This window comes from Streptomyces flavidovirens DSM 40150 (assembly GCF_000429085.1).
GTDB lineage: Bacteria > Actinomycetota > Actinomycetes > Streptomycetales > Streptomycetaceae > Streptomyces > Streptomyces flavidovirens.
This window is the reverse complement of record NZ_AUBE01000011.1, coordinates 109,882-133,894: the sequence shown is the minus strand read 5'-3', so window position 1 is coordinate 133,894 and position 24,013 is coordinate 109,882. Positions and strand designations below refer to the sequence as shown.

Annotated in this window: 24 protein-coding genes; 19 read left to right on the top strand and 5 right to left on the bottom strand. The window is 71.1% G+C overall.

All coding sequences use genetic code 11. From position 1 onward, the window contains the following. The 9 genes from G412_RS34845 to G412_RS0117140 all read left to right on the top strand — a co-directional run. Nucleotides 1–889 (top strand): (2Fe-2S)-binding protein (locus G412_RS34845; protein WP_425274482.1); only part of this gene is annotated, 889 nt, incomplete at its 5' end. Continuing rightward, complete coding sequence (locus G412_RS0117175) at nucleotides 886–3,213, top strand: xanthine dehydrogenase family protein molybdopterin-binding subunit (RefSeq protein WP_028813168.1); 2,328 nt, start codon at nucleotides 886–888, stop codon at nucleotides 3,211–3,213. The genes G412_RS34845 and G412_RS0117175, both read left to right, overlap by 4 nt. Before the next feature lie 499 nt (nucleotides 3,214–3,712). Beyond that, nucleotides 3,713–4,879, top strand: a complete 1,167-nt coding sequence (locus G412_RS0117170) for a lactonase family protein (protein WP_037649064.1) — start codon at nucleotides 3,713–3,715, stop codon at nucleotides 4,877–4,879. Nucleotides 4,880–5,079: 200 nt separating this feature from the next. Beyond that, the gene (locus tag G412_RS0117165) at nucleotides 5,080–6,558 is read left to right on the top strand and encodes an MFS transporter (RefSeq protein WP_028813166.1); all 1,479 of its coding nucleotides are present in this window, start codon (nucleotides 5,080–5,082) and stop codon (nucleotides 6,556–6,558) included. Between the two features lie 40 nt (nucleotides 6,559–6,598). Next, on the top strand, nucleotides 6,599–6,799 hold the full coding sequence (locus G412_RS0117160) for a hypothetical protein (RefSeq protein ID WP_028813165.1): 201 nt from the start codon (nucleotides 6,599–6,601) through the stop codon (nucleotides 6,797–6,799). Then, entirely contained in the window at nucleotides 6,796–7,173 is a 378-nt protein-coding gene (locus G412_RS0117155; protein ID WP_028813164.1) for a type II toxin-antitoxin system death-on-curing family toxin, read from the top strand. Before G412_RS0117160 ends, G412_RS0117155 begins: the two co-directional genes overlap by 4 nt. Before the next feature lie 121 nt (nucleotides 7,174–7,294). Further along, nucleotides 7,295–9,076: a DEAD/DEAH box helicase gene (locus G412_RS0117150; RefSeq protein ID WP_028813163.1), complete on the top strand. Its 1,782-nt coding sequence runs from the start codon at nucleotides 7,295–7,297 to the stop codon at nucleotides 9,074–9,076. A 323-nt stretch (nucleotides 9,077–9,399) separates the two neighbouring features. Further along, on the top strand, nucleotides 9,400–10,041 hold the full coding sequence (locus G412_RS0117145) for an IclR family transcriptional regulator (RefSeq protein WP_028813162.1): 642 nt from the start codon (nucleotides 9,400–9,402) through the stop codon (nucleotides 10,039–10,041). A gap of 101 nt (nucleotides 10,042–10,142) precedes the next feature. Next, nucleotides 10,143–10,934 (top strand): S16 family serine protease, encoded by a 792-nt coding sequence (locus G412_RS0117140; RefSeq protein ID WP_028813161.1) that lies wholly within the window; start codon nucleotides 10,143–10,145, stop codon nucleotides 10,932–10,934. Here the strand turns inward: G412_RS0117140 and G412_RS34840 are convergent. The 3 genes from G412_RS34840 to G412_RS0117125 form a co-directional block, all read right to left on the bottom strand. Further along, nucleotides 10,870–12,186, bottom strand: a complete 1,317-nt coding sequence (locus G412_RS34840) for an MFS transporter (protein ID WP_037649062.1) — start codon at nucleotides 12,184–12,186, stop codon at nucleotides 10,870–10,872. The genes G412_RS0117140 and G412_RS34840 overlap by 65 nt on opposite strands. A 95-nt stretch (nucleotides 12,187–12,281) precedes the next feature. Further along, nucleotides 12,282–12,899, bottom strand: coding sequence for an ArsR/SmtB family transcription factor (locus tag G412_RS0117130; RefSeq protein WP_028813160.1), 618 nt, complete (start codon nucleotides 12,897–12,899; stop codon nucleotides 12,282–12,284). A gap of 71 nt (nucleotides 12,900–12,970) precedes the next feature. Next, nucleotides 12,971–13,456: an Lrp/AsnC family transcriptional regulator gene (locus tag G412_RS0117125; RefSeq protein WP_028813159.1), complete on the bottom strand. Its 486-nt coding sequence runs from the start codon at nucleotides 13,454–13,456 to the stop codon at nucleotides 12,971–12,973. A gap of 143 nt (nucleotides 13,457–13,599) precedes the next feature. On the opposite strand from G412_RS0117125, the gene hppD reads away from it, so the two are divergent. From hppD to nthA, 8 genes are all read left to right on the top strand, one after another. Beyond that, nucleotides 13,600–14,748 carry a 4-hydroxyphenylpyruvate dioxygenase gene (hppD, locus tag G412_RS0117120; protein ID WP_028813158.1) on the top strand — a complete coding sequence of 383 codons (1,149 nt, stop codon included), beginning with the start codon at nucleotides 13,600–13,602 and terminating at the stop codon, nucleotides 14,746–14,748. A gap of 124 nt (nucleotides 14,749–14,872) precedes the next feature. Then, nucleotides 14,873–15,193: a hypothetical protein gene (locus G412_RS0117115; protein ID WP_028813157.1), complete on the top strand. Its 321-nt coding sequence runs from the start codon at nucleotides 14,873–14,875 to the stop codon at nucleotides 15,191–15,193. Nucleotides 15,194–15,200: 7 nt separating this feature from the next. Further along, nucleotides 15,201–16,817 carry an alpha/beta hydrolase gene (locus tag G412_RS34835; RefSeq protein ID WP_037649059.1) on the top strand — a complete coding sequence of 539 codons (1,617 nt, stop codon included), beginning with the start codon at nucleotides 15,201–15,203 and terminating at the stop codon, nucleotides 16,815–16,817. A 40-nt stretch (nucleotides 16,818–16,857) separates the two neighbouring features. After that, a complete protein-coding gene (locus G412_RS0117105) occupies nucleotides 16,858–17,505 on the top strand; it encodes a hypothetical protein (protein WP_028813156.1) in 648 nt (215 codons plus the stop codon). Between the two features lie 144 nt (nucleotides 17,506–17,649). Continuing rightward, a complete protein-coding gene (locus G412_RS0117100) occupies nucleotides 17,650–18,534 on the top strand; it encodes a phage baseplate protein (protein WP_244283053.1) in 885 nt (294 codons plus the stop codon). A gap of 10 nt (nucleotides 18,535–18,544) precedes the next feature. Beyond that, complete coding sequence (locus G412_RS41440; protein ID WP_028813154.1) at nucleotides 18,545–18,826, top strand: SH3-like domain-containing protein; 282 nt, start codon at nucleotides 18,545–18,547, stop codon at nucleotides 18,824–18,826. Then, nucleotides 18,819–19,109, top strand: a complete 291-nt coding sequence (locus tag G412_RS41435) for an SH3-like domain-containing protein (RefSeq protein WP_028813153.1) — start codon at nucleotides 18,819–18,821, stop codon at nucleotides 19,107–19,109. Before G412_RS41440 ends, G412_RS41435 begins: the two co-directional genes overlap by 8 nt. After that, entirely contained in the window at nucleotides 19,106–19,696 is a 591-nt protein-coding gene (gene nthA / locus G412_RS0117085; protein WP_028813152.1) for a nitrile hydratase subunit alpha, read from the top strand. The genes G412_RS41435 and nthA overlap by 4 nt, the downstream gene beginning before the upstream one ends. Before the next feature lie 206 nt (nucleotides 19,697–19,902). On the opposite strand, the gene G412_RS34830 is transcribed toward nthA, so the two are convergent. After that, nucleotides 19,903–21,291, bottom strand: a complete 1,389-nt coding sequence (locus G412_RS34830) for a tetratricopeptide repeat protein (protein ID WP_037649057.1) — start codon at nucleotides 21,289–21,291, stop codon at nucleotides 19,903–19,905. 98 nt (nucleotides 21,292–21,389) lie between these two features. Between G412_RS34830 and G412_RS0117075 the strand changes: the two genes are divergently transcribed. Together G412_RS0117075 and G412_RS0117070 are read left to right on the top strand one after the other, a co-directional pair. Then, a complete protein-coding gene (locus tag G412_RS0117075) occupies nucleotides 21,390–22,757 on the top strand; it encodes an FAD-binding oxidoreductase (protein ID WP_028813151.1) in 1,368 nt (455 codons plus the stop codon). Between the two features lie 93 nt (nucleotides 22,758–22,850). After that, nucleotides 22,851–23,234: a VOC family protein gene (locus G412_RS0117070; protein ID WP_028813150.1), complete on the top strand. Its 384-nt coding sequence runs from the start codon at nucleotides 22,851–22,853 to the stop codon at nucleotides 23,232–23,234. 6 nt (nucleotides 23,235–23,240) lie between these two features. Here the strand turns inward: G412_RS0117070 and G412_RS0117065 are convergent, their stop codons facing one another. Then, nucleotides 23,241–23,714 carry an SsgA family sporulation/cell division regulator gene (locus tag G412_RS0117065; RefSeq protein ID WP_028813149.1) on the bottom strand — a complete coding sequence of 158 codons (474 nt, stop codon included), beginning with the start codon at nucleotides 23,712–23,714 and terminating at the stop codon, nucleotides 23,241–23,243. Between the last annotated feature and the right edge of the window lie 299 nt (nucleotides 23,715–24,013).

Sequence of the window (24,013 nt, the reverse complement as noted above, 5' to 3'; positions counted from 1 at the left end):
GGACGTTGAACACCCGGCGGCAGCCCACCCCCCGGCCCAGGACGCGCCCGCCCCCGCCCAGCAGCCAACGCTGCCGGGAGGGGACGTGCCGGGGCGCTCCCCGCAGGGCGTTGAACGCAACCACCGCGAAGGAACCAACGCAGTACCCGAACGTTCGACGCCCGAGGAGACGCCCCGGCGCGGCACCGCCCCCAACGCCCCCGCCGAAACCCCCGCCCCCGCCGTCGCCTCCGCCGCCCCCGCCCCAGAGACCCCCGCAGACACCCCCGCCCCCGAAGACCCCGCCCACAGCGAGCACCCCCAAGCCTCCTACGTCCTGCGCGTGAACGGCGCCGACCGCCCCGTGACCGACGCCTGGATCGGCGAGTCCCTCCTCTACGTCCTGCGCGAGCGCCTCGGCCTCGCCGGTGCCAAGGACGGCTGCTCCCAGGGGGAGTGCGGCGCCTGCGCCGTCCAGGTCGACGGCCGCCTGGTCGCCTCCTGCCTGGTCCCCGCCGCCACCACCGCCGGCAGCGAGGTCCGTACGGTGGAAGGCCTGGCCACCGACGGCGAACCGTCCGACGTCCAGCGCGCCCTCGCCAACTGCGGCGCGGTCCAGTGCGGTTTCTGTGTACCCGGCATGGCGATGACCGTCCACGACCTGCTCGAAGGCAACCACGCCCCGAGCGAGCTCGAAACCCGCCTGGCCCTCTGCGGCAACCTCTGCCGCTGCTCGGGCTACCGGGGAGTCCTCGACGCCGTACGCGAGGTCGTCGCCGAGCGCGAGGCGACCGCCGCGGCCGAAGAGGCCCGCATCCCGCACCAGGCGCCCCCCGGCGCGGGCAGTGTCCAGCAGCCCCACCCCCACGAGCACCCGCACGAAAACCCGCACGACGGAGGCATGGCGTGAGCAACGACGCGGCCACCGCGACCAGCGTGACGGCGGTCGACGGCATCCAGCCCGAGCGTCGCCCCGAGACACCCTCCCACGGCCTCGGCGCGTCCCTCCCGCCGGCCGACGCCCGCGCCAAGACGGAGGGCACGTTCCCGTACGCGGCCGACCTCTGGGCAGAGGGCCTCCTGTGGGCGGCAGTCCTCCGCTCCCCGCACGCCCACGCCCGTATCGTCTCGATCGACACGACCGCCGCGTCCGAAATGCCGGGTGTACGGGCCGTAGTGACCCACCAGGACGTGCCGGGCGACCCGGCGCACGGCCGCAGCGTGGCCGACCGCCCCGTGTTCGCCTCCGACCTGGTCCGCCACCACGGCGAGGCGATCGCGGCAGTGGCGGCCGACCACCCCGACACGGCCCGCCTGGCCGCCGCCGCCATCGCGGTCGAGTACGAGGTCCTGGAACCGGTCACCGACCCGGAGCAGGCCTTCGCCGCAGAGCCACTGCACCCCGACGGCAACCTCATCCGCCACATCCCCCTCAGCTTCGGCGACCCGGAGGCCGTGGGCGAGGTGATCGTCGAGGGCCTGTACCGCATCGGCCGCCAGGACCCGGCGCCCATCGGAGCCGAGGCCGGCCTCGCGGTCCCGCGCCCCGACGGCGGCGTGGAGATCTACACGGCGTCCACCGACCCCCACACCGACCGCGACCGCGCCGCCGCCTGCTTCGGCCTGGAACAAGAGCGCGTCAAGGTAGTCGTCACCGGCGTCCCCGGCGCGACCGGCGACCGCGAGGACGGCAGCTTCCAGATCCCACTGGGCCTCCTCGCCCTCAAAACCGGCTGCCCGGTCAAGCTGGCAGCCACCCGCGAGGAGTCGTTCCTCGGTCACGCCCACCGCCACCCGACCCTGCTGCGCTACCGCCACCACGCGGACGCGGAGGGCCGCCTGGTCAAGGTCGAGGCCCAGATCCTCCTGGACGCGGGTGCGTACGCCGACGCCTCCTCCGAATCCCTCGCGGCGGCGGTCTCGTTCGCCTGCGGCCCGTACGTCGTCCCGCATGCCTTCATCGAGGGCTGGGCGGTCCGTACGAACAACCCCCCGTCCGGTCACGTCCGCGGCGAAGGCGCGCTCCAGGTGTGCGCGGCGTACGAGGGCCAGATGGACAAGCTCGCGGCGAAGCTGGGCCTCGACCCGGCGGAACTGCGCCTGCGCAACGTACTGGCGACGGGTGACCTGCTCCCCACCGGCCAGACGGTGACCTGCCCGGCGCCCGTGGCCGAACTCCTGTGCGCCGTACGTGACTTCCCGTTCCCCGCGCTCCCCAAGGACACCCCGCAGGACGACTGGCTGCTGCCGGGCGGCCCGGAGGGCGCGGGCGAGCCGAGTGCGGTACGCCGCGGAGTCGGCTACGCGGTCGGCATGGTGCACATGCTGGGCGCGGAGGGCGCGGACGAGGTCTCCACGGCCACGGTGAAGGTCCACGACGGCGTGGCGACGGTCATCTGCGCGGCGGTCGAAACGGGCCAGGGCTTCTCGACTCTCGCACGCCAGATCGTCCAGGAGATCCTGGGCATCGAAGAGGTCCACGTGGCCTCGGTGGACACGGACCAGCCCCCGGCGGGCGCCGCGACGCACGGCCGCCACACGTGGGTGTCGGGCGGCGCGGTGGAACGCGCGGCGAAGATGGTCCGCACCCAGCTCCTCCAGCCGCTGGCCCACAAGTTCGGCATGTCGACCGAGCTCCTCCAGATCGCCGACGGCAAGATCACGTCGTACGACGGCGTCCTGTCGACCACGGTGACGGAGGCGATGGACGGCAAGGAACTCTGGGCCACGGCCCAGTGCCGCCCCCACCCCACGGAACCCCTCGACGACACGGGTCAGGGCGACGCGTTCGTGGGGCTGGCGTTCTGCGCGATCCGCGCGATCGTGGACGTGGACATCGAGCTGGGCTCGGTCCGCGTGGTGGAGATGGCGGTGGCCCAGGACGTGGGCCGCGTCCTGAACCCGGCCCAGTTGGCGACCCGTATCGAGGCGGGTGTCACGCAGGGCGTGGGCACGGCGCTGACGGAGAACCTCCGCACCCCGCGCGGCCTGGTCCGCCACCCGGACCTGACCCACTACGCCCTCCCGACGTCCCTGGACGCGCCGGACATCCGCATCGTGAAGCTGGTGGAGGAGCGGGACGTGGTGGCGCCGTTCGGTGCGAAGGCGGTCAGCGCGGTTCCGGTGGTCACGTCGCCGGCCGCGATCGCCTCGGCGGTCCGCGCGGCGACCGGCCGCCCGGTCAACCGCCTGCCGATCCGCCCCCAGGCGGCGGTGACCGCGCCTTCCGCGTAGCTTCTGGGGGTCGCCTTTGCGGGGGCGCTGGGGTCGGCGCCGCGCCGGGGCGGCTGCTTTCGGACGCCGCTCTCGCGCCGCTCTGCCCCTGGGGGGCTTCGCGGGCTTCGGGCGGCTGCGCCGGACTCCGTCCGTCGGGGCTGCGGGTGTGCGTTGCTTCTGGGGGTCGCCTTTTGCGGGGGCGTTGCGGGCGGTGCCGCGCCGGGGCGTCTCCTCGGGTGCCGAACGTTCGGGTACTGCGTCGGTTCGTTGGCGGTGGTTGCGTTCGACACCCTGCGGGGAGCGCCCCGACACGTCCCCTCTCGCACCTTGGGACGAGGGCCCGCGTCGGCCGTACGGCGTCAGAGCGCCCCGGCACGTCTCTTCCTGGCACCGTGGAATGTCGGCCCGCGGTCGCCGTGCTCGTCCGTGCTTCCCCTTGCCCGGTGTCGTGGTCCGGGCCACGATGCGAGCGTGAGTGCGGCACACTGACCGGCGAACCCGAGGGCGTGAGGCTTCGATGAGCAGCTACCTGCGAGTGGCGGACGCACGGTTGAGCCGACGGCGGTTCGGAGCGCTGGTCTGTGCCGGGGCCGCCGGGTTGGCGGTGCCCCAGAGCGCGCGGGCCGCAGAGGCGCTGCGGCGCGCCTACCTCGGTACGTACACCACCCAGCCCGGCGGCGGCACCGGCATAGGGCTCGCCTCGTACCGGCCGGGCAAGGGAGAGTTGGCCTCGGCGGGGGTGCTCGGCGGCGTGCCAAATCCTTCCTTCCTGGCGCTTTCGCCCGACCGCCGGACGCTGTACGCCGTCGACGAGCGCGCCGAGGGTGCCGTCACGGCCGTGCGCGTCGGGGCCGGGGCGCCGGAAGTGCTGGGGCGCGCCCGCAGGACCGGCGGCGCTGACCCCTGCCACCTCTCCGTGCACCCCGACGGGCGGTTCCTGCTCACCGCGAACTACACCGGCGGGAGCGTGTCCGTACACCCCATCGGGCGCGGTGGCGTGCTCGGGGAGGCCGCAGACGTCGTACGGCACACGGGCTCCGGGCCCGATCCCGAGCGGCAGGAGGGCCCGCACGCGCACATGGTCGTCACGGATCCCGCCGGGCGGTACGTCGTCGCCGTCGACCTGGGTACGGACTCCCTGCACACCTACCGGCTCAACCCGCGCACCGGGAAGCTGCGGGAACGCGCGCGCGCCGCGATGAAGCCCGGAGCCGGGCCGCGGCACCTCGCCTTCCACCCCTCCGGCCGCCACGCGTACGTCGTCAACGAGCTGGACAGCACCCTGGTCGTATGCGGTTACGACCGCCGCACCGGGATCCTGAGCCCCGGCACTGGGCTGCCGACCCTGCCGCCCGGCACGGAGCTTACCGAGCGCAACTACCCGGCGGGTGTGCTGGTTTCGCCCGACGGGCGGTTCGTGTACGTCTCCAACCGGGGCCACGACAGCATCGCGGTCTTCGCGGCAGAGTGCGCGGGCGCGGCGCTGCGGCTGGTGTCCGTCACCCCGTCCGGGGGCTCGTACCCCCGGCACATCGCCCTGGACCCGGCCGGCGGGCTGCTGTTCGCCGCCAACCAGAGGTCGGGCACGGTCGCGGCGTTCCGCGTGGACCGTCGTACGGGCCGGCTCGCACCGGCGGGGGCGGCGCTGACGGCGCCGGTTCCGGTGTGCGTGCTGCCGGTGTAGCGGAGCGGGACGGAATGACGCTGGAGGCCGTGATCGGAATAGGGCGGCGGCGGAGGAGGTGGCTTCAAGGGATTGGTCCGGGCCGCAACGCGACTGCCATACCGCGTTCATGCGCCGGTGCCGGTCGTACGACCAAAGACCGACCTCCGGCCCTTCCTACGACAGGGTCAATTCGCCGGTACGCCTCTTACTCTGGGCGAATGACCGCCCTGGAGCCGCGCGACGCCGAGGTCGCGCCCGAAGCGCCCGAAGCATCCGAAGCCGGCGAGATACCCGGCGAACCCGCAGGTCCGGCCGGCGTTCTCGGCAGAGCCCACCGCGCCCTCAGCATCGGCATCATCGCCGTCGTCGTGCTCATCGCCTTCGAGGCGACCGCCGTCGGTACGGCGATGCCCGTCGCGGCGCGCGAGCTGAACGGCGTATCCCTCTACGCGTTCGGCTTCTCCTCCTACTTCACCACCAGCCTCTTCGCCATGGTCCTGTCCGGGCAGTGGGCCGACCGCCGCGGCCCCCTCGCACCGCTCGCCACCGGTATCAGCGCCTTCGGGGCCGGGCTGCTGCTCTCCGGCACGGCGGACGCGATGTGGTTGTTCATCGTCGGGCGGGCCGTCCAGGGGCTCGGCGGCGGGCTCGTGATCGTCGCGCTGTACGTCGTCGTCAGCCGGGCGTATCCGGCTCGGTTGCAGCCCGCGATCCTGGCCGCCTTCGCCGCGAGTTGGGTGGTGCCGTCCGTCGTCGGCCCGCTGGTGTCCGGGACGGTGACCGAGCACCTCGGCTGGCGGTGGGTGTTCGTCGGCATCCCCGTCCTGGTCGTCTTCCCGCTCGCCATCGCCCTGCCCGCGATACGCCGCATGGCGGCCGGGCCCGCCGATCCGGGCGCCCCCGTCCCGGCCTTCGACCGCCGCCGGATCCGGCTCGCGCTCGGCATCTCGCTGGGGGCCGGGCTGCTCCAGTACGCGGGCCAGGATCTGAGGTGGCTTTCCCTGCTCCCGGCGGCGGTGGGCGGTGCGCTGCTGGTGCCCGCCGTACTCGGGCTGCTGCCGCGCGGCACCTACGTGGCGGCGCGCGGGCTGCCGTCCGTGGTGCTGCTGCGCGGGATCGCGGCGGGGTCGTTCATCGCCGCGGAGTCCTTCGTACCGCTGATGCTGGTCACCCAGCGCGGGCTGTCCCCGACGATGGCCGGGCTCTCGCTGGCGGTCGGCGGTGCGACGTGGGCGTTCGGTTCGTGGGTGCAGTCGCGGCCGCGCATGGAGCCGTACCGGGAGCGGATGGTCTCCGGGTCCATGGTCCTGGTCGCCGCGGCCATCGCGACCGCGCCGAGTGTGCTGATCGCCGCCGTGCCGGTGTGGGTGGTGGCGGTCGCGTGGGGCGTCGGCTGCTTCGGCATGGGCACGGTCATCGCCTCGACGAGCGTGCTGCTGCTGAAGCTGTCGGCGCCGGAGGAGGCGGGCGCGAACTCCGCCGCCCTCCAGATCTCCGACGGCCTGTCCAACGTCATGCTCCTGGCCATCGGCGGCGCGGTCTTCGCGGCCCTGGGCGGCGGCGCGGTGGGCCACGCTGCGGCCACGCCCGCCGCCGCCTCCCATCCGGCGGCCTTCGCGGCGGTGTTCCTGCCGATGGCGGGGGTGGCGCTGGCGGGGGCGTGGGTGGCGACCCGCTTGCGGGTGAGGGACGCCTGAATCGCGGCGAAGGAACGGCGTATGTGGCTACGCTCCGTACATGAATGAGCTGACCGTCCGCCTGAGCGACGCCGAGTGGGCCGCCCTCGCAGACCTCGCCGATGCCCAGGGCAGCACTCCGGCCGGCGTCGCGCAGGACGCCGTACGCCGGCATCTGCACGCCGAGGGCGTGCTGGTCCGTGCCATTGCCGAGAGGATCGCCGTGAGCCATGCCGAGCTGCTGCGGAGGCTGGGCGAGTGACGCGTCATCTCACCGTCATCGAGGTGACGGACATCGCCCGGACCGCGTTCGGGGGGCGGCCGCCCGAGCTGCGCGCCCCCGGTCTGCTGGAATCCGCCGTGCACCGGCCCCGCGCGCGGATGTTCGGGGTATCGGCGTACGACGACGTGTACGAGCAGGCGGGAGCCCTGCTGCACGCCATTGCCACGAACCATCCCTTCGTCGACGGCAATAAGCGGACCGCCTGGCTGGCGGCTGCCGTCTTTCTCGCCGCGAACGGGATCGATACGACAGACGTTGTGCAGGACCGGGCCTATGACCTGGTCGTTTCCGTCGCGGCCGGGGAAATGACCGAGCCGGCCGCCGTCGCGGACGGGCTGCGCGCCCTGGTGTGAGGTGGGTCCCAACAGGGGGCGGCCCGGGGCCGTTCAGCGGGATCGCAACCGGGCCACCGGTAGGGTGGCCCGGTTGTCGTACGTACCCCCCGTGACCCCGAGAGCCCCTGAACCGGAGACCGTGACTACTACCGCCTCCCACCACCTCTCACCCGCCTTCCCCGGCCGTGCCCCCTGGGGCACGGCCAACAAGCTGCGTGCCTGGCAGCAGGGGGCGCTGGAGAAGTACATCCAGGATCAGCCGCGCGACTTCCTCGCCGTCGCGACGCCCGGCGCCGGCAAGACGACCTTCGCGCTGACGCTCGCCTCATGGCTGCTGCACCACCACGTCGTGCAGCAGATCACGGTCGTCGCTCCGACCGAGCACCTCAAGAAGCAGTGGGCGGAGGCAGCGGCCCGCATAGGCATCAAGCTGGATCCGGACTACAGCGCCGGACCGCTGAGCAAGGAGTACCACGGGGTCGCCGTCACCTATGCCGGTGTCGGCGTACGGCCAATGCTGCACCGCAACCGGTGCGAGCAGCGCAAGACGCTGGTCATTCTTGATGAGATCCACCACGCCGGTGACTCGAAGTCGTGGGGCGAGGCCTGCCAGGAGGCGTTCGACCCGGCGACCCGGCGGCTGGCTCTGACCGGTACGCCGTTCCGGTCCGACACCAACCCGATCCCCTTCGTCGCGTACGAGGAGGGGAACGACGGGATCCGGCGGTCCTCCGCCGACTACACCTATGGGTATGGGAACGCCCTCGCCGATGGTGTCGTACGGCCCGTCATTTTTCTGTCCTACAGCGGCAACATGCGCTGGCGCACCAAGGCCGGTGACGAGATCGCCGCCCGGCTCGGCGAGCCGATGACCAGGGACGCCATCGGGCAGGCCTGGCGCACGGCGCTCGCGCCGACGGGGGAGTGGATCCCGAACGTGCTCGCGGCCGCCGACACCCGGCTGACCGAAGTACGGAAGGGAATTCCGGACGCCGGCGGGCTCGTCATCGCTTCCGACCAGGACAGCGCGCGCGAGTACGCCAAGATTCTGAAGAAGATCACGGGTGACCGGCCGACCGTCGTCCTGTCCGACGAGAAGGCCGCCTCGAAGAAGATCGACCAGTTCAGCGCGGACGAGTCCCGGTGGATGGTCGCGGTCCGCATGGTGTCGGAAGGCGTCGACGTACCGAGGCTCGCGGTCGGTGTGTACGCGACGACCATCTCCACCCCGCTCTTCTTCGCCCAGGCGGTCGGGCGCTTCGTGCGATCGCGCAGGCGGGGCGAGACCGCGTCCGTGTTCGTTCCCACGATCCCGATGCTCCTCGAATTCGCCAACGAGATGGAGGTCGAGCGGGACCACGTCCTCGACAAGCCCAAGAAGGGCAGCGACGAGGAGAACCCGTTCGCCGAGGAGGACAAGCTCCTCGCCGACGCCGAGAAGCTGGAGGACGAGGAGACCGAGGAGCAGCTGCCCTTCGAGGCTCTTGAGTCCGACGCCGTGTTCGACCGCGTGCTGTACGACGGCGCCGAGTTCGGCATGCAGGCCCATCCGGGGAGTGAGGAGGAGCAGGACTACCTCGGTATCCCCGGTTTGCTGGAGCCCGACCAGGTGCAGCTCCTGCTCCAGAAGCGGCAGACCCGGCAGATCGCGCACAGCCGCCAGAAGCCGGCCGCCGAGGCCGATCTGCTGGAGAAACCCGCCGAGTCGCGGCCCGTCGTCACGCACAAGCAACTGCTGGAGCTCCGCAAGTCGCTCAACACCATGGTGGGGGCGTACGTCCACCAGACCGGCAAGCCGCACGGCGTCATCCACACCGAACTGCGGCGCGTCTGCGGCGGTCCGCCGAGCGCCGAGGCGACCGCCGGGCAGCTCCAGGAGCGGATCAAGAAGGTTCAGGAGTGGGCCACCCGGATGCGCTGACGTACGCCGGGGATGTCACGGCGGGGCCTGGAGGATCGTCTCCGGGCCCCGCTTTCGTGTGGTGGCGGACCTCCAAAGCCGGACCGCTCGCAATCGCGTTCCGCACGCGGAGCGACTTCCGTACGCGCCCGGATTCTGGACGAGGTCTTCCGCTGAGCGGAGTGGATCGCTACCTTTCCGGCAACGCATACGCCCCGTGGCAGAGCCGCCCCGGAGCGCAGCCGGTGCCATGGCCTGCCGGCGGCCTCTGCGCGCGACGCCGAAGGGACCGGCGGCGCACAGCGTGAGAGAGCCGCCGCACTCACCACAGAGGAGTGGGCGTCGTGACCGCGGAAACCTCCCAGACGCTCGACCGGGGACTTCGTGTCCTCAAACTGCTGTCCGACACCGACCACGGTCTGACCGTCACCGAGCTCTCCAACAAGCTCGGTGTGAACCGCACCGTCGTCTACCGGCTGCTCGCCACCCTGGAGCAGCACGCGCTCGTACGCCGCGACCTGGGCGGACGTGCCCGCGTCGGCCTCGGCGTCCTGCGTCTGGGCCGGCAGGTCCATCCGCTCGTACGGGAGGCCGCCCTGCCCGCGCTGCGCTCGCTCGCCGAGGACATAGGCGCCACGGCGCACCTGACGCTGGTCGACGGCACGGAGGCACTCGCGGTCGCGGTCGTCGAGCCGACGTGGACCGACTACCACGTGGCGTACCGCGCGGGGTTCCGTCACCCCCTCGACCGGGGCGCGGCCGGCAAGGCCATCCTCGCCGCCCGCCAGGGCGCCCTCGCGGCCGACGGTTTCACCCTCACCCACGGCGAACTGGAGGCGGGGGCCAGTGGCGCGGCGGCGCCCCTGGTCGGCATAACGGGGCTGGAGGGCAGCGTCGGGGTGGTCATGCTCGCCGACTCCATCCCCGAGCGGGTCGGCCCGCGCGTGGTGGACGCGGCGCGGGAGGTCGCCGACGCGCTGAGGTGAGGGTGGCCGGGCGGCCGCAGGCCGGCGCGGCGGCTCGTAGCCCGCGAAGTGGTGCGAGAGGTGCTCGGGGCAGAGCTGCGTGCGCCCACTAGATTGGAGGCGTGCTCTCACGTCTCTCCCGCCCCCGTGTCCTCGCCCTTTGCGGGGCCCCCGTGCTCGCGCTCCTCGCCGTGGCCGCTTTCGCGCCGCTGCCGTACGTCCTCGCGCAGCCCGGCAGTACAGCGAACGTCCTGGGCCACGACAAGGGCAAGCCGGTGATCACCATCACCGGAGCGCCGGTCCGCGAGACCACCGGGCAGCTTCGGATGACGACGATCGTGGCGACCGCCCCGTCCGTCGCCGTCGACCTGGGGCAGGTCGTCGACGCGTGGTTCAGGACCGACCGGGCCGTCCTGCCCAAGGAGGCGGTCTACCCGACCGGCGGCACCGACACCGAGATTGAGAAGCACAACGTCGCCGAGATGGAGCAGTCGCAGGAGACCGCCGTCGACGCGGCGCTCGGCTACCTCGGCAAGAGCCCCGACCGGGTGAAGGTCGACCTCGACCTCGCCGGCATCGGCGGCCCGAGCGCCGGTCTCCTCTTCTCCCTCGGCATCGTCAACAAGCTGGACGGCGACGGCTCGGGAGGCGACCTCACGGGCGGCCGCAACATCGCCGGTACGGGCACCATCACCTCCGGCGGAGACGTGGGCCCGGTCGGCGGCGTACCGCTCAAGACGCAGGCGGCCAGGCGTGACGGGGCGACGGTCTTCCTCGTACCGAAGGAAGAGTGCGCGCAGGCTCAGGCCGAGCTGCCGGACGGGCTGCGGCTGGTGCCCGTCACGACGCTCAAGGACGCGGTGCGGGCTCTGGTCGCGCTGGAGAAGAAGGACGGGAAGGTTCCGAGCTGCTGAGATTCCCGGTTACGTCGTCCATCATCCGCCAGGACGGGAAGACCACCGGGCTCAGCGTCGCGAGGAAGTACGCCCCGCCGACCACCAGCAGCGCCGTCACGAGCCCCGCCTCCTCGACCAGCAGCCCCGCCGCGAGGCCACCCAGCGGCATCGTCAGCTCGCAGCCGGCCGTGGACACACCGCCGACGCGGCTGCGCAGCTCCTGCGGGACGCGTTCGTACGTCACCGTCGTCAGGATCGGGTTGAGCATCCCGGCGGCCAGACCGCCCGCGGCCATCGTCACGGCCAGCGCGGCCGTCCCGTCGACCAGCGCCGCGACGACGAAGCGCGGCAGCCCGCAGAGCAGGAACGCGACGGTGAAGACGACCCGGCGCGGGAAGCGCTCGCCGACCGCCCCGTACAGCAGGGCGCCGAGCAGCGCGCATCCGCCGAAGATCGCGGCGAGCATGCCGAGGTCGGTCGCGCCGCCCAGGTTGTCCTTGGCGTGGACGGGCAGCAGGACCGAACTCCAGCCCTGGTCCAGGCCGTTGGTGAGCATCACCATCAAAACCACGGCCAGCAGGAGGCGGTGGCGCAGGAGGAAGACGTAACCCTCGCGCAGTTCCCTGCGGTACGTCGTGAAGGAGACCGGCGCCGCCGCCTTCTGCGGCTCGGCGGCCCGAACGCCCCGTACTCCGGCCGCGACCAGCAGCGCCGACGCCGCGAACGTCGCCGCGTCGAGCAGCAGCACCGCCTCCGCGCCGAGCAGCGCGATCAGTACGCCCGCGAGCGCGGCCCCGATCATGCGGGCGCCGCGCGAGACGCCCTCGAAGAGGCTGGCGGCGCGGGCGAGTGTGGTGCCGGCGTGGGCGGCGAGGTCGGGCATCAGGACGTAACGGGCGGTCATGCCGGGCGTATGGGCCAGGCCACCGATCGCCATCAGGGCGCACAGCATCCAGAATTCCAGCGCACCCGCGTAGTGCAGCAGCGGGATCGCGCCGACGGCGAGGCCGCACACCAGGTCGGAGGCGACGGAGACCCGGCGGCGGCCGATCCGGTCGATGAGCGGGCCGCCGACGAGCGCGGAGACGACGACCGGCAGCGTCGCGCAGAACGCGACGACGCCGGCCCGGCCGGCGCTGCCCGTGGTGTCGAGCACGAACCACGGCACGCCGATCATGGTGAGCGAAGTGCCCGCTATGGACACGGTGTTGGCGGCCAGTACCGCCGCGAACGGCTTCCGGCCGCCCGGTTCTCCCCCCTCGACGGTCATGCGATACGCGCCGGCCGGGCGGGAGGTTGCGGTTCGGTGGCGCGCTGGTGGTGGAGATTGAGGTGTATGTCGGGGTGCATGACCGGCAGTTCCTTTCAGTCCGTGGCGCGGCGGGGGAAGGAGTGCGTGTGCAGGCGGACCTGGGCGGAGCCTTCGTCGGACAGTCCGTGGTAGCTCTCGATGAGTTCGTGCACCTTGTCGTTCAGCTCGCGCAACTGTGCGGGGGTGAGCTGGAGCGTGAAGTCGCTCAGGTCCGAGCTGCCGGCCCACTCCTCGGGCCATTCGCGCGCGGTGCCGAGCCAGGTGCCGAGCTCCTGGGTGTGGATGTTCGCGACCTCGTGCAGGAAGAGATCGGCGGCGCCGCGTACTGCCGGGTCGGGGTTGTTGTGCAGCTCCGGGCTGAAGCTGGTCCCGTCCTGCACCGCCTTCCACCACCGCTCGCGGCCCTTGCCGCGCTCCGGGGCGTCCTCGACGAACCCGTGCGAGGCGAGCTGGCGCAGGTGGTAGCTGGTGGCGCCGCTGGACTCGCCGAGGCGCTCGGCCAGTTGGGAGGCGGTGGCGGGGCCGTCGTGACGCAGGGATGCCAGGAGCTGGATGCGTAGGGGGTGGGCGAGGCCGCGCAGTGAACGGGCGTCCAGGGTGCGGTAGCCGGGCGTGGGCTCGGAGTCGGGGGCGGAGCCGGAGCCGGGGGCGGAGTCGGGCTGCTGGGGCATGCCCTCACCCTAGAGTTGCAAAGAAAGCTTTGCAAGCACTTCTTTGCAAGCGCTTCCGACCTCGGTCTCCATCAGTCCCGTCCGTCCGCCGCCGCCTGCTCCACCAGTGGGATGATCCGCAGGGGCACGGGGTTCTCCATGACGATCGCCGTGGAGGCCCGCACGATGCCGTCAAAACCGACAACCCGGTCGATCACGCGCTGAAGATCGGCGTTCGAGCGGGCGACGAGGCGGCAGAGCATGTCGCCGTGGCCGGTGGTGGTGTGCAGTTCCAGGACCTCGGGGACCGTCGCCAGATGCGCCCGTACGTCGGCTCCCTGGCCCTGCTTGATCTCCAGCGTCGCGAACGCCGTCACCGGATAGCCGAGGGCGGCCGGATCGACGTCCGGGCCGAAGCCGCGGATCACTCCATTGGCCTGAAGCCGGTCCATCCGCGCCTGTACGGTCCCGCGCGCCACGCCCAGCCGCCGGGACGCCTCCAGCACCCCGATGCGCGGCTCGCGCGCCAGCAGCACGATGAGCCGGCCGTCGAGTTCGTCGATACCGTCGTTGGACATGGGCCTGCCCGCCTCCTGTTACCTCGTGCCTGGCTTGGTCATCCTGTACAGAACGCCCGGCCATTCTCGCCAGTGACTGGGCACATTGCCCAGTGTTTCAGCGAACTATTGCGCAGCTTGCGATACGGAGAGACTCTGCCGCCATGACTGAGACAACGCACCACACCACCCCCAGCACCGCGCGTGAGGCCGACCCCTTCCCGGTCAAGGGAATGGACGCGGTCGTCTTCGCCGTCGGCAACGCCAAGCAGGCCGCGCACTACTACTCGACCGCCTTCGGCATGAAGCTCGTCGCCTACTCCGGACCGGAGAACGGCAGCCGGGAGACCGCGAGTTACGTCCTGACCAACGGCGCCGCGCGTTTCGTCCTCACCTCCGTCATCAAGGCCTCCACCGACCGGGGCCGCTTCCTCGCCGAGCACGTCGCCGAGCACGGTGACGGTGTCGTCGACCTCGCCATCGAGGTCCCGGACGCCCGCGCCGCGTACGCCTACGCCGTGGAGCACGGCGCGCGCGGCATCGAGGAGCCGCACGAGGTCAAGGACGAGCACGGAGTCGTCGTCCTGGCCGCGATCGCGACGTACGGCAAGACCCGGCACACCCTCGTCGAGCGGTCCGGTTACAACGGTCCGTACCTGCCCGGCTTCGTCGCCGCCGACCCGATGGTCGAGCCGCCGGCCAAGCGCACCTTCCAGGCCATCGACCACTGCGTCGGCAATGTCGAGCTCGGCAAGATGAACGAGTGGGTCGCCTTCTACAACAAGGTCATGGGCTTTACCAACATGAAGGAGTTCGTGGGCGACGACATCGCCACCGAGTACTCCGCGCTCATGTCGAAGGTCGTCGCGGACGGCACCCTGAAGGTGAAGTTCCCGATCAACGAGCCCGCGATCGCGAAGAAGAAGTCGCAGATCGACGAGTACCTGGAGTTCTACGGCGGCGCCGGTGTCCAGCACATCGCGCTCGCCACGAACGACATCGTCGCCACCGTGCGCAGCATGCGGGCGAACGGCGTCCAGTTCCTGGACACCCCCGACTCGTACTACGACACGCTCGGCGAGTGGGCGGGCGAGACGCGCGTACCCGTCGAGACGCTGCGCGAGCTGAAGATCCTGGTGGACCGCGACGAGGACGGCTACCTGCTGCAGATCTTCACCAAGCCCGTCCAGGACCGGCCGACCGTCTTCTTCGAGATGATCGAGCGGCACGGCTCGATGGGCTTCGGCAAGGGCAACTTCAAGGCGCTCTTCGAGGCGATCGAGCGCGAGCAGGAGAAGCGCGGCAACCTCTGACCGCAGTAGCAGTACGGCATTTGGGGCATTCGCCATGGCCTTCCCGGCCGGGTGGGTGCCCCCTTTTCCGCCCCGATGATCTCCCCGGTACTCTGGCCGCTCGCGTGAGTCACGGGGGAGCGGAATGGCTGAAAGTGGCAGCATAAATGTCGAGCCGTCGGAGCTGCGGGCGTCCGCAGGCGCCGCCGACGCGATAGGCGACAACCTGCGAAAGCCTGTCGACAAAGCCGCGGCCGACACCAGGTCGGCGTCCGTCACCATGAACAAGTGGTCCATAACCGCCGAGCTCGACCGGGTGGCGAACGACTGGGGCACGGCCCTGCACGACCTGCGCAAGAGCATCGGCGGCGAGGGCGGCGACAGCGAGGCCGAGCGGCTGAGACGTACCGCCGACGGCCACGAGTTCAACGAAGACCTGACCGCCCAGTCCTTCGCGGCGGTGTGAGCCCGCCATGACCGCTCAGTTCAGCGTTCTCATGAAGCAGGACTTCTCCGACCTCGAAGCGGCCGCCAACTCGTGGCGAGCCCTCGCCAAGAGCCTGGAGGGCGCCCAGGTCCAGCACCGTCGCCAGGTCACCGGGCCGCTGCACGCCAGCGGCTGGGAGGGCACGGACGCCACGTACGGCTTCATGATGATGGAGGACAACGAGCGAAAGCTCGGCAACTCCCAGTCGCAGGCCGGCTCCATCGCCACGGTCCTCAAGGGCACGTGCGAGAAGATGCAGCTCGCGCAGCAGAATCTGCGCAAGGCGGTCCGCGAGGCCGAGGCCGACCGGTACGCCGTCGACGACGACGGCTGGGTCTCGGATCCCACCGACGACGACATGACGTCGGCGGAGCGGCACGACCCGGACTACCAGCAGTCCCGGCAGGCGCGCAGCGGTCCGCTCGGCGAGTACCGGGCACGTATCGACCAGGCGATCGCCGACGCCGAGAGCGCCTCGGACGAGGGCAAGGCACTGCTGCACCAGATCGACACCTTCGATCTGGACAAGGTGTACGGCTCCAAGAGCGCCCAGGACGACGCCAAGCTGGTGGCCGGCTCGTACGGGATCGACGAGAAGGACATCCCGAGCAACAAGGACCCCAAGCAGAACGCCACTTGGTGGAAGAGCCTCACCCCCGAGCAGCAGCAGATGTACATGGACGCCTACCCGCAGAAGGTCGGGTGGCTCGACGGCATCCCTTCGGCGGACCGCGACGAGGAGAACCGCAAGTCCATCGAGCTCTCGCTCGGCGCGTACCGGGAAAAGGAACAGGCCGGCCAGCTCGGGATCCACGACGACCGCCAGTACTCCGGCCTGCTCAAGCTCCAGGACGAGCTCGACAAGGCGGACGGTGCTACGCGCCCGAGCGGTCAGCTTTACGTCCTCGGCATCGACGCCGAGAAGGGCGACGGCCGGGCCCTGGTGGCCAGGGGCAACCCCGACACGGCGGACAACACGGCCATCCAGGTGCCGGGCACCGCCAATGACTTGACGAACATCGACGACCAGATCAACCGGGCCGGCCGCCTTCAGGGAGCGGCTATGAAGGCCGATCCCGCTGCCAGCACCTCCGTCGTCGCCTGGCTCGGCTACGACGCCCCGGAAGCCGACGGCAGTGTGGCCACCACCGGGCGTGCCGAGGACGGTGCCCAAGACCTGCGCGGCTTCACCCGCGGGCTGCGCGAGTCCCACCAGGGTGAACCCACCCACATGACAGTGCTCGGGCACAGCTACGGCTCGACGATGGTGGGCGCGGCGGCGTCGGACGGCGGGGGCCTCGGTGCGGACGACGTCGTGGTCGTCGGCAGCCCCGGTATGACGGTCGACCACGCTTCGGACCTCAATATGGACGCCGATCACGTGTGGGCCGGCTACGCGGAGGACGACCGGGTCACGGAAGAATTCTCCGACCTGACGCTCGGGGAGAACCCGGCCCAGGAGGAGTTCGGCGGCCGGGTCTTCGACGTCGACACCGAAGGCCACAGCGGTTATTGGGACGAAGGCAGCGAAAGCCTCCGCAATCAGGGAAGGATCATCGTGGGGCAGCCGCCCAGCGAGGGTCAGCACCGGGAGAACGACTAGCGTGCCCGGGTACTCGCCCGAGCCGGGAGCTTGCTGAACCATGCGCATACACATGAAGTGCCGCCGTACCGCCCTGCCCGTACTGACGCTCCTGGCGCTGCTCGCTACTGGAGGATGCATGACCGACGGAAAGAACGACCCGCTCCCCGTGAAGAGCCAGCAGAAGACCGAGTACGAGGTCCGGGCCCTGATTGATCTGCTGGCCGAGGAGATCGGATCCGAGGTCGATGCCAAGTCGGTGGACAAGGAATTCCGGGACTGCATCGGCAAGAACAACGAAACCGCCAACGACGGGCGATTCGACCTGGACTACACGGTTCAGACTCTGCTGCCCCGCGCGCAGTACAACACCGCGCTCGGCAAGCTGAAGAAGAGACTGGAGGCCGAGGGGTACAAGGTCAGCGCCTACCGCGAGGGCGACTGGCGTCACATCCTGCTGTACGCGAAGGGCGGTGACGCCAACTTCTTCGTGTCGGTGGGTGCGATGAAACCCCCGTACGATCGGATGATCCTCAGCGTCACCACCCCCTGCTTCCTCCCGCCGGGAACGAAGCAGGAAGAGGTCTCCGCCCCGCTTCCGCGCCCACAGCGCGAGTCTGTGCCGGTTGCGGCGCCGGCTGTGGCTGAGGCCCAGGCTCAGGAGCGGCCCGTGGTTCAGCGCCCCGCAGGACCCGGTGACTTCGGCTGAGCCGGAGTGTGGCGCAAGGTGCTGCTCGTGTTGCGTGCGCGGTGTTACGCGCCCCTGTCCCGTGGGGGCCGGTGCTCGCTATCGTGAGTCATGGCCATGACTAGTGTGAGCGCGAGCACGAGTGACGAGCGGATCGACTTAGCCGTGCCATCGACGAGATGGCACTGGAAAAAGCCGCTCAGACACACCACCGTCCTCCAGTCCTTCGCCTTCGACGACTCCCGGCAGCGGCTGTACGTCCTCCAGGTCATGCAGGGCGGAATCAAGCTCCCGGCGGAGTCGCGGGCGTACACCGGCGCGGAACGCCGGCAGCGCGGCGACATGTGCCTGAACCAGCTCGACTTCAGCGGTACGCGGCTGGGGCACATGTATCTGCTGGGGCACGGGCACGGCGTCGGCATGGGCGTCGAGCGGGACGCGGCCGGGGCGACCTGGATCTGGACCGAGTCGGACGCGCGGGTCGCGGAGTCCGGAGGCTTCGGGCGCGGCATCACGCGGTTCCGGTTCGTGGACCGGCAGGTGCGCCGCAGCTCCGCCGGAACCACCCGCTACCCGGTCGCCGGCTCCACCGCGAACCAGCCGTCCGTCGACATGAGCCGCAAGCGGATCGCCGTCCGCCACCGTACCGGCGGCAAGGTCCGCTACCGCGTCTTCTCGCTCGCCCACGCCGTCGCCGGCAACTTCTCCAAACCCCTCCACGACTTCGCGCAGGCCCCCGCGCACCCCGACGCGGACATCGACTTCCAGGGTTTCGCCCTGCACGGCAACTACCTGTACCAGCTCGCCGGCGAGGCGTACGGGTCCGCCAACCCGCCCTCCGGGCACGGCAACACGTACGTCTCCTGCATCGACATCCGTACCGGCCGTCTTGTCCAGCGCAGCCGCACCGAGGCCGGCTACTCCCTCGACCACCGCGAACCGGAAGGCCTCGCCGTACGCCGCACCAGCAAGCCACGGCTGTGCATGGGCTTCGCCTCGGGGGAAGTGGGCGCGCGCAGGTACTCGATCTACTACAAGCAGCACACATAAGCTTGCGATCATGGCCAGGATGAACGATGTGGGCGGCATGCAGGGCTTCGGGCCTGTCGACACCACCGACGACACACAGCCCTTCCACGCCGACTGGGAAGCGCGGGTCTTCGCCCTGAACGGCGCGCTCATCGCCCAGAAGGTCTACAACCTCGACGAGTTCCGCGACGCCGTCGAGACGATGCCGCCCGCGGAGTACCTGGCGGCGTCGTACTACGAGCGGTGGTTCTTCGCGATCCGGACGCTGCTGGAGCGCAAGGGCGTTGTCGCTGCGGGCGAGCTCGATGACTGACGGCCGGGCCGACCGCTACGCGCCCGGCGCGCGCGTCCGCACCGTCCACCACGACCCGCCGCACCACACCCGGCTGCCGCGGTACGCCCGTGGCAAGCGCGGCACGGTCATCGAGCCCGAGGGGCGCGCGCCGCTCGCCGACGTCCGGGCGCAGGGGCGTACGGACTGCCCTGTGGAGCAGGTATATGCCGTGCGGTTCGCGGCGCGGGACCTGTGGGGCGAGGGCGAGCACGACGTTGTCCTGGACCTGTTCGAAAGCTACTTGGAGGACGACCAGCCGTGACCGGAACCACTCACTCCGATGCCCTGATCTCCCGCCGGGTGCGGCGGCTGGAGACGCTGCTGGAGGACCGTGGCATCGTCACCGGCGCCGCGGTCGACGAAGCCATCGACGCGTTTCTTACGGGCGCCTCGGCGGCCGGGGGTGCGCGCGTGGTGGCCCGCGCGTGGACCGACCCGGCGTTCCGGGCGCGGCTGCTGGCTGACGGGATCTCGGCCGTCACGGAGCTGGGGCTGTCGGCGGGGGGCGTGCAGCCGCAGCGGCTGCGCGTCGTCGAGAACACGGCAGACACGCACAACGTCGTGGTCTGCACGCTCTGTTCCTGCTACCCCGTCCGGCTGCTGGGACCCTCGCCGAGCTGGTACAAGAGCGAGGCGTACCGGTCGCGGGTGGTGCGGGAGCCCCGTGCGGTGCTGGCCGAGTTCGGGCTGGTCCTGCCGGAGGACGTCGCCGTCACGGTGTGGGACTCCACGTCGGAGACGCGCTACATGGTCCTGCCACGCCGTCCTGAGGGCACGGAGGACCTGGATGAGCCGTCCCTGGCTGCCCTGGTCACCCGCAATGCGTTGATCGGCACGGCGGCGCTTTAGACCCCACCGGCTGACCCTGGCCCCCCGGCTACCCCCGGCCCCCGGCCACCCCCGGCTCACGGGGTCGGTGCCGCGTCGGGGCGTCTCCTCGGGTGCCGAACGTTCGGGTAGGTGTGGTTCGTTCGCGGTGGTTGCGTTCGACACCCTGCGGGGAGCGCCCCGACACGTCCCCTCCGGCACCGTGGCATGCCGGGCGGGGGCGCTGCTCAGCGCCGGGGGCCGCCTCGCCGGGGCTCGCCCAGGGCGTTCAGGGCCTCCCTTGCCCTGGGGGCCAGCAGCGGCGAGAACGACGGGTTGATGCGCAAGGCCTCCTCCAGGTGGCGCCTGGCGGGACCGTACTCGCGGACGTCGTTCTCGATCACACCCAGGTGGTAGAAGAACAGCGCGTTGCGCAAGCCTTGGCCGGTGGCCTTGCGGGCGTATCTCAGGGCCTCGGTACGGTTCTTCACGTTGTTTTCGCGGTACAGGGCCCACGCGAGGGCGTCGGCGACGTACGCGTTCGGGTGCCGCCGCCACTCCGCCCGCAGCCGTCGCACCGCCGCCGCCGGGTCACCATGGTCCGCGTCGAGGTGCGCGAGGAGGACTTCGTTCTTGCCGCCGCCGTTCTTCCGGATGAGCGCTGCCTTCTCCCGTACGAGGGCGTACTGCTCCTTCGCCTCCGGCACGCGGCCCAGGGACTCCAGCATTTCGCCGTACTCGAAGTGGAGTTCGGGCAGCGGGGTGTCGGTGAGCGCGGTCCGGTAGTCCGTTTCCGCGTCGGCCGGGCGGCCGAGTGAGGCCATGACCCGGGCGCGGCCCGCGCGGGCTCTCCCGAAGCGGGGGTCCGCCCGCAGGGCCGCCTCGTAGTGGCGCAGGGCCTCCTCCGGTTCGCCCCGTTCCCACGCCAGCTCGCCCATGCGGTGCAGTCCGGTCACCTTCTCCGCCGTGGAGTCCGCGAGCGCCGTCGCGTCGGCCAGCGTCGCCGCCGCGTCCTCCCGCCAGCCCCGGTCGCGGTACACCTCCGCCGCCAGCCGCCGTGCCGCCGGGCCCGGTCGCAGCGCCTCCAGCTTCTCCACCGCCTCTGCGGCGGCTTTCTGGTCCCCCAGTTGCGCGTACGCGCCGATGAGGACCGGATACACCGTCCAGCGCCTCGGCGACTGCTTACGGACCGCTTCCGCACGGTTCTTGGCTGTGCGGTGGTCGCCGCGTGCGTGGGCCAGTGCGGCGAGGCCGACCGCGGCGTCCGGGTTCGCCTTCGGCCGTACGGACAGCGAGTGGCGCAGTGCCATCTCCGCGCGGGGGAAGTCCGCCGGGTCGGCCGTCCACCTGCCCCGCTCCAGGTACGCGGAACCGAGCACCGCCCAGGAGTGGTCGTCCTCGGGGTGCGCGCGCAGCCACGACTCGCGGTCGCTGATGAGCGCGGTCAGATCGGCGGGGGAGGCAGGCGCCCCGGCGCCCACGGCCTCGACGGCGGCCATCGCGCGCCCGACGGGACCCAGCGCCGGGGGTCCCTCGTTCAGCCCTTCCGCCGTGACCACCCCCGCGACGACCAGCACCGCCGCGCCCGCGAGCACGGCCCGGGGCCACCGCCGCTTCACCTGCTGTTCGGTCTCCATGCCGCTCACTGTGCGCCAGTACTACGAGCACATCCGGAGCCGTGGAACGGATTCGCGGACGGGTTCACACCGATGGCCCCGAGTGTCACGCTGGGACCATGGACGATCTTCTCGAAGAGCTGCGCGCGGGCCTCCCGGCGGACGCCTTGATCACCGACCCGGACATCACGGCGTCGTACGCCCACGACATGGCCGGATTCTGCGCGGCCGGCGCCCCGGCCGTGGTGGCCCTGCCGCGCACCGTCGAGGAGGTCCAGTACGTCATGCGCACCGCGACCGCGCTGCGCGTGCCCGTGGTGCCGCAGGGCGCCCGGACGGGCCTGTCCGGCGCCGCCAACGCGAGCGACGGGTGCATCGTGCTGTCGATGGTCAAGATGGACCGGATTCTGGAGATCAGTGCCGTTGACCGGATCGCCGTTGTCGAGCCCGGAGTGATCAATGCGGTGCTGTCGCGGGCCGTCGCCGAGCAGGGGCTGTACTACCCGCCCGACCCGTCGAGTTGGGAAATGTGCACCATCGGCGGCAACATCGGCACGGCCGCGGGAGGGCTGTGCTGTGTGAAGTACGGCGTGACGGCCGAGTACGTGCTGGGCCTGGACGTTGTCCTGGCCGACGGCCGCCTCCTCACCACCGGGCGGCGCACGGCCAAGGGCGTCGCGGGCTACGACCTCACCCGGCTCTTCGTCGGCTCCGAAGGCACCCTCGGCATCGTTGTCAAGGCGGTGCTCGCCCTCAAGCCCGCCCCGCCACGGCAGCTCGTCCTCGCCGCGGAGTTCCCGTCCGCGGCGGCCGCCTGCGACGCCGTCTGCGCGATCATGGCGCGCGGCCACGCCCCGTCGCTGCTCGAACTCATGGACCGTACGACCCTGCGCGCCGTCAACAAGATGGCGAACATGGGCCTCCCCGAGTCCACCGAGGCGCTCCTGCTCGCCGCCTTCGACACCCCGGGCCCCGCCGCCGACCTCGCGGCGGTCGGTGAGCTGTGCACCGCGGCCGGCGCCACGGGAGTGGTCCCCGCCGACGACGCCGCCGAATCCGAACTTCTGTTGCAGGCGCGGCGGATGTCTCTGACGGCGCTGGAAGCGGTCAAGTCCGCCACGATGATCGACGATGTGTGCGTGCCGCGTTCGAAGCTCGGCGCGATGCTGGAGGGGACCGCCGTCATCGCGGAGAAGTACGACCTGGTCATCGGCGTGTGCGCGCACGCCGGCGACGGCAACACGCATCCCGTGGTGTGCTTCGACCATCTCGACGAGGACGAGTCGCGGCGCGCCCGTGAATCCTTCGACGAGATCATGGCGCTCGGCCTCGAACTCGGCGGAACGATCACCGGCGAGCACGGTGTCGGCGTACTCAAAAAGGAATGGCTGGCGCGCGAACTCGGTCCTGTGGGACTTGAGTTGCAGCGTGCCGTCAAGGCGGCTTTCGACCCGCTCGGCCTCCTCAATCCGGACAAGGTCCTCTGAGGCCAGAGGCGTAGGGCCAACGCCCGATGGTCCGGGCGCGGCACTGCGCATAGCGTGAGGGGGCAGGTCAAACAGCCTCAACGAGGAGGAACCGTGCCCGCGCGCCTCGACCACACCATCGTCCACAGCCGCGACCGCTTCGCCGCCGCCCGCTTCCTCACGGAGCTGATGGGCGCCCCGGAGCCCAAGCCCTTCGGTCCGTTCGCGAGCGTGCCGCTGGAAAACGGCGTCACGCTCGACTACCTCGACTCCGCGAGCGCGCGGATCGTCTCGCAGCACCTGGCGTTCCTGGTGCCGGACGGTGAGTTCGACCAGATCCTCGCGCGCGTGCGGGAGCGCGAACTCCCGTACTGGGCCGACCCGCACCACGAGCAGCCGCAGCAGATCAACCATCACCACCAGGGCCGCGGGTTCTACATCGACGACCCCGACGGGCACTCCCTCGAGTTCCTCACCCATACGTACGTCACCGACTGACACCACCTACGCCTCACCGTCCTGGGACTCACCCGGCGGCCAAGGATCCAGCAGCCACAGATCGCCGGGGCTCGGCGCCAGCAGCTCGGCCAGCGCCTCGTCCAGGCCGAGCCACCCGGACTCCGTCCCCGGCGGAACCGCCCGCAGTGTCCGCTCCAGCCAGGCGGACACGGCCGGGGACGGCGCCTCCAGGAGGGCGTCTCCGTCGGGTGACGTCAGGCCCACGCAGACCACGCTCCGCGAGCCGGTCCTGGCCGGCCAGATCCGTACGTCGCCGTTGCCGCACGGCCGGAACACGCCCTCGACGAGCAGCTCGCGGGCGAACGTCCAGTGGACCGGGGAGTCGGAGCCGATGTGGAAAATGATGTGCACGGCGTACGGGTCGTCCGTGCGGTAGACCAGCCGGGCGGGGACGGGGATGCTGCGCTCGGGCGACAGCACCAGGTCGAGTTCCAGTTCGCGTTCCACCACGGTGTGCATGAAGGTCCCTTCCTCTCCACGTACGTGCCCTTCGAGCGGGCCTCGCAGGGAGAGAGGGGCTTGCCCGCGGCTCATTACGCGACTTTCGCCGACAACTTCCAGGCCGTCCGGTTCCAGGCCGTCCGGTTCCAAGCGGTCCGGTTCCAAGCGGCCCGGTTCCAAGCGGTCCGGGGAAGCCGTGGGGAGGCTGCGAAGAGGCTACGGGGAGACTCTGGGGATGCCCGGAAAGAAGTGCTTCCATTGGGACAGGCCCGGCGCGTCGCGGCGGTCTGATAGATGTGGACCTCAATAACGAGGCC

Excerpts from the sequence above, each read along its gene's own strand:
- hppD (WP_028813158.1), top strand. The coding sequence starts at position 13,600 with ATGACTGAGACAACGCACCACACCACCCCCAGCACCGCGCGTGAGGCC.
- G412_RS41440 (WP_028813154.1), top strand. The coding sequence starts at position 18,545 with ATGGCCAGGATGAACGATGTGGGCGGCATGCAGGGCTTCGGGCCTGTC.
- G412_RS0117160 (WP_028813165.1), top strand. The coding sequence starts at position 6,599 with ATGAATGAGCTGACCGTCCGCCTGAGCGACGCCGAGTGGGCCGCCCTC.
- G412_RS41435 (WP_028813153.1), top strand. The coding sequence starts at position 18,819 with ATGACTGACGGCCGGGCCGACCGCTACGCGCCCGGCGCGCGCGTCCGC.
- G412_RS34840 (WP_037649062.1), bottom strand. The coding sequence starts at position 12,186 with ATGACCGTCGAGGGGGGAGAACCGGGCGGCCGGAAGCCGTTCGCGGCG.
- G412_RS0117165 (WP_028813166.1), top strand. The coding sequence starts at position 5,080 with ATGACCGCCCTGGAGCCGCGCGACGCCGAGGTCGCGCCCGAAGCGCCC.
- G412_RS0117105 (WP_028813156.1), top strand. The coding sequence starts at position 16,858 with ATGCGCATACACATGAAGTGCCGCCGTACCGCCCTGCCCGTACTGACG.
- G412_RS34830 (WP_037649057.1), bottom strand. The coding sequence starts at position 21,291 with ATGGAGACCGAACAGCAGGTGAAGCGGCGGTGGCCCCGGGCCGTGCTC.
- G412_RS0117130 (WP_028813160.1), bottom strand. The coding sequence starts at position 12,899 with ATGCCCCAGCAGCCCGACTCCGCCCCCGGCTCCGGCTCCGCCCCCGAC.
- G412_RS34835 (WP_037649059.1), top strand. The coding sequence starts at position 15,201 with ATGACCGCTCAGTTCAGCGTTCTCATGAAGCAGGACTTCTCCGACCTC.
- G412_RS0117115 (WP_028813157.1), top strand. The coding sequence starts at position 14,873 with ATGGCTGAAAGTGGCAGCATAAATGTCGAGCCGTCGGAGCTGCGGGCG.
- G412_RS0117075 (WP_028813151.1), top strand. The coding sequence starts at position 21,390 with ATGGACGATCTTCTCGAAGAGCTGCGCGCGGGCCTCCCGGCGGACGCC.
- G412_RS0117065 (WP_028813149.1), bottom strand. The coding sequence starts at position 23,714 with ATGCACACCGTGGTGGAACGCGAACTGGAACTCGACCTGGTGCTGTCG.
- G412_RS0117170 (WP_037649064.1), top strand. The coding sequence starts at position 3,713 with ATGAGCAGCTACCTGCGAGTGGCGGACGCACGGTTGAGCCGACGGCGG.
- G412_RS0117125 (WP_028813159.1), bottom strand. The coding sequence starts at position 13,456 with ATGTCCAACGACGGTATCGACGAACTCGACGGCCGGCTCATCGTGCTG.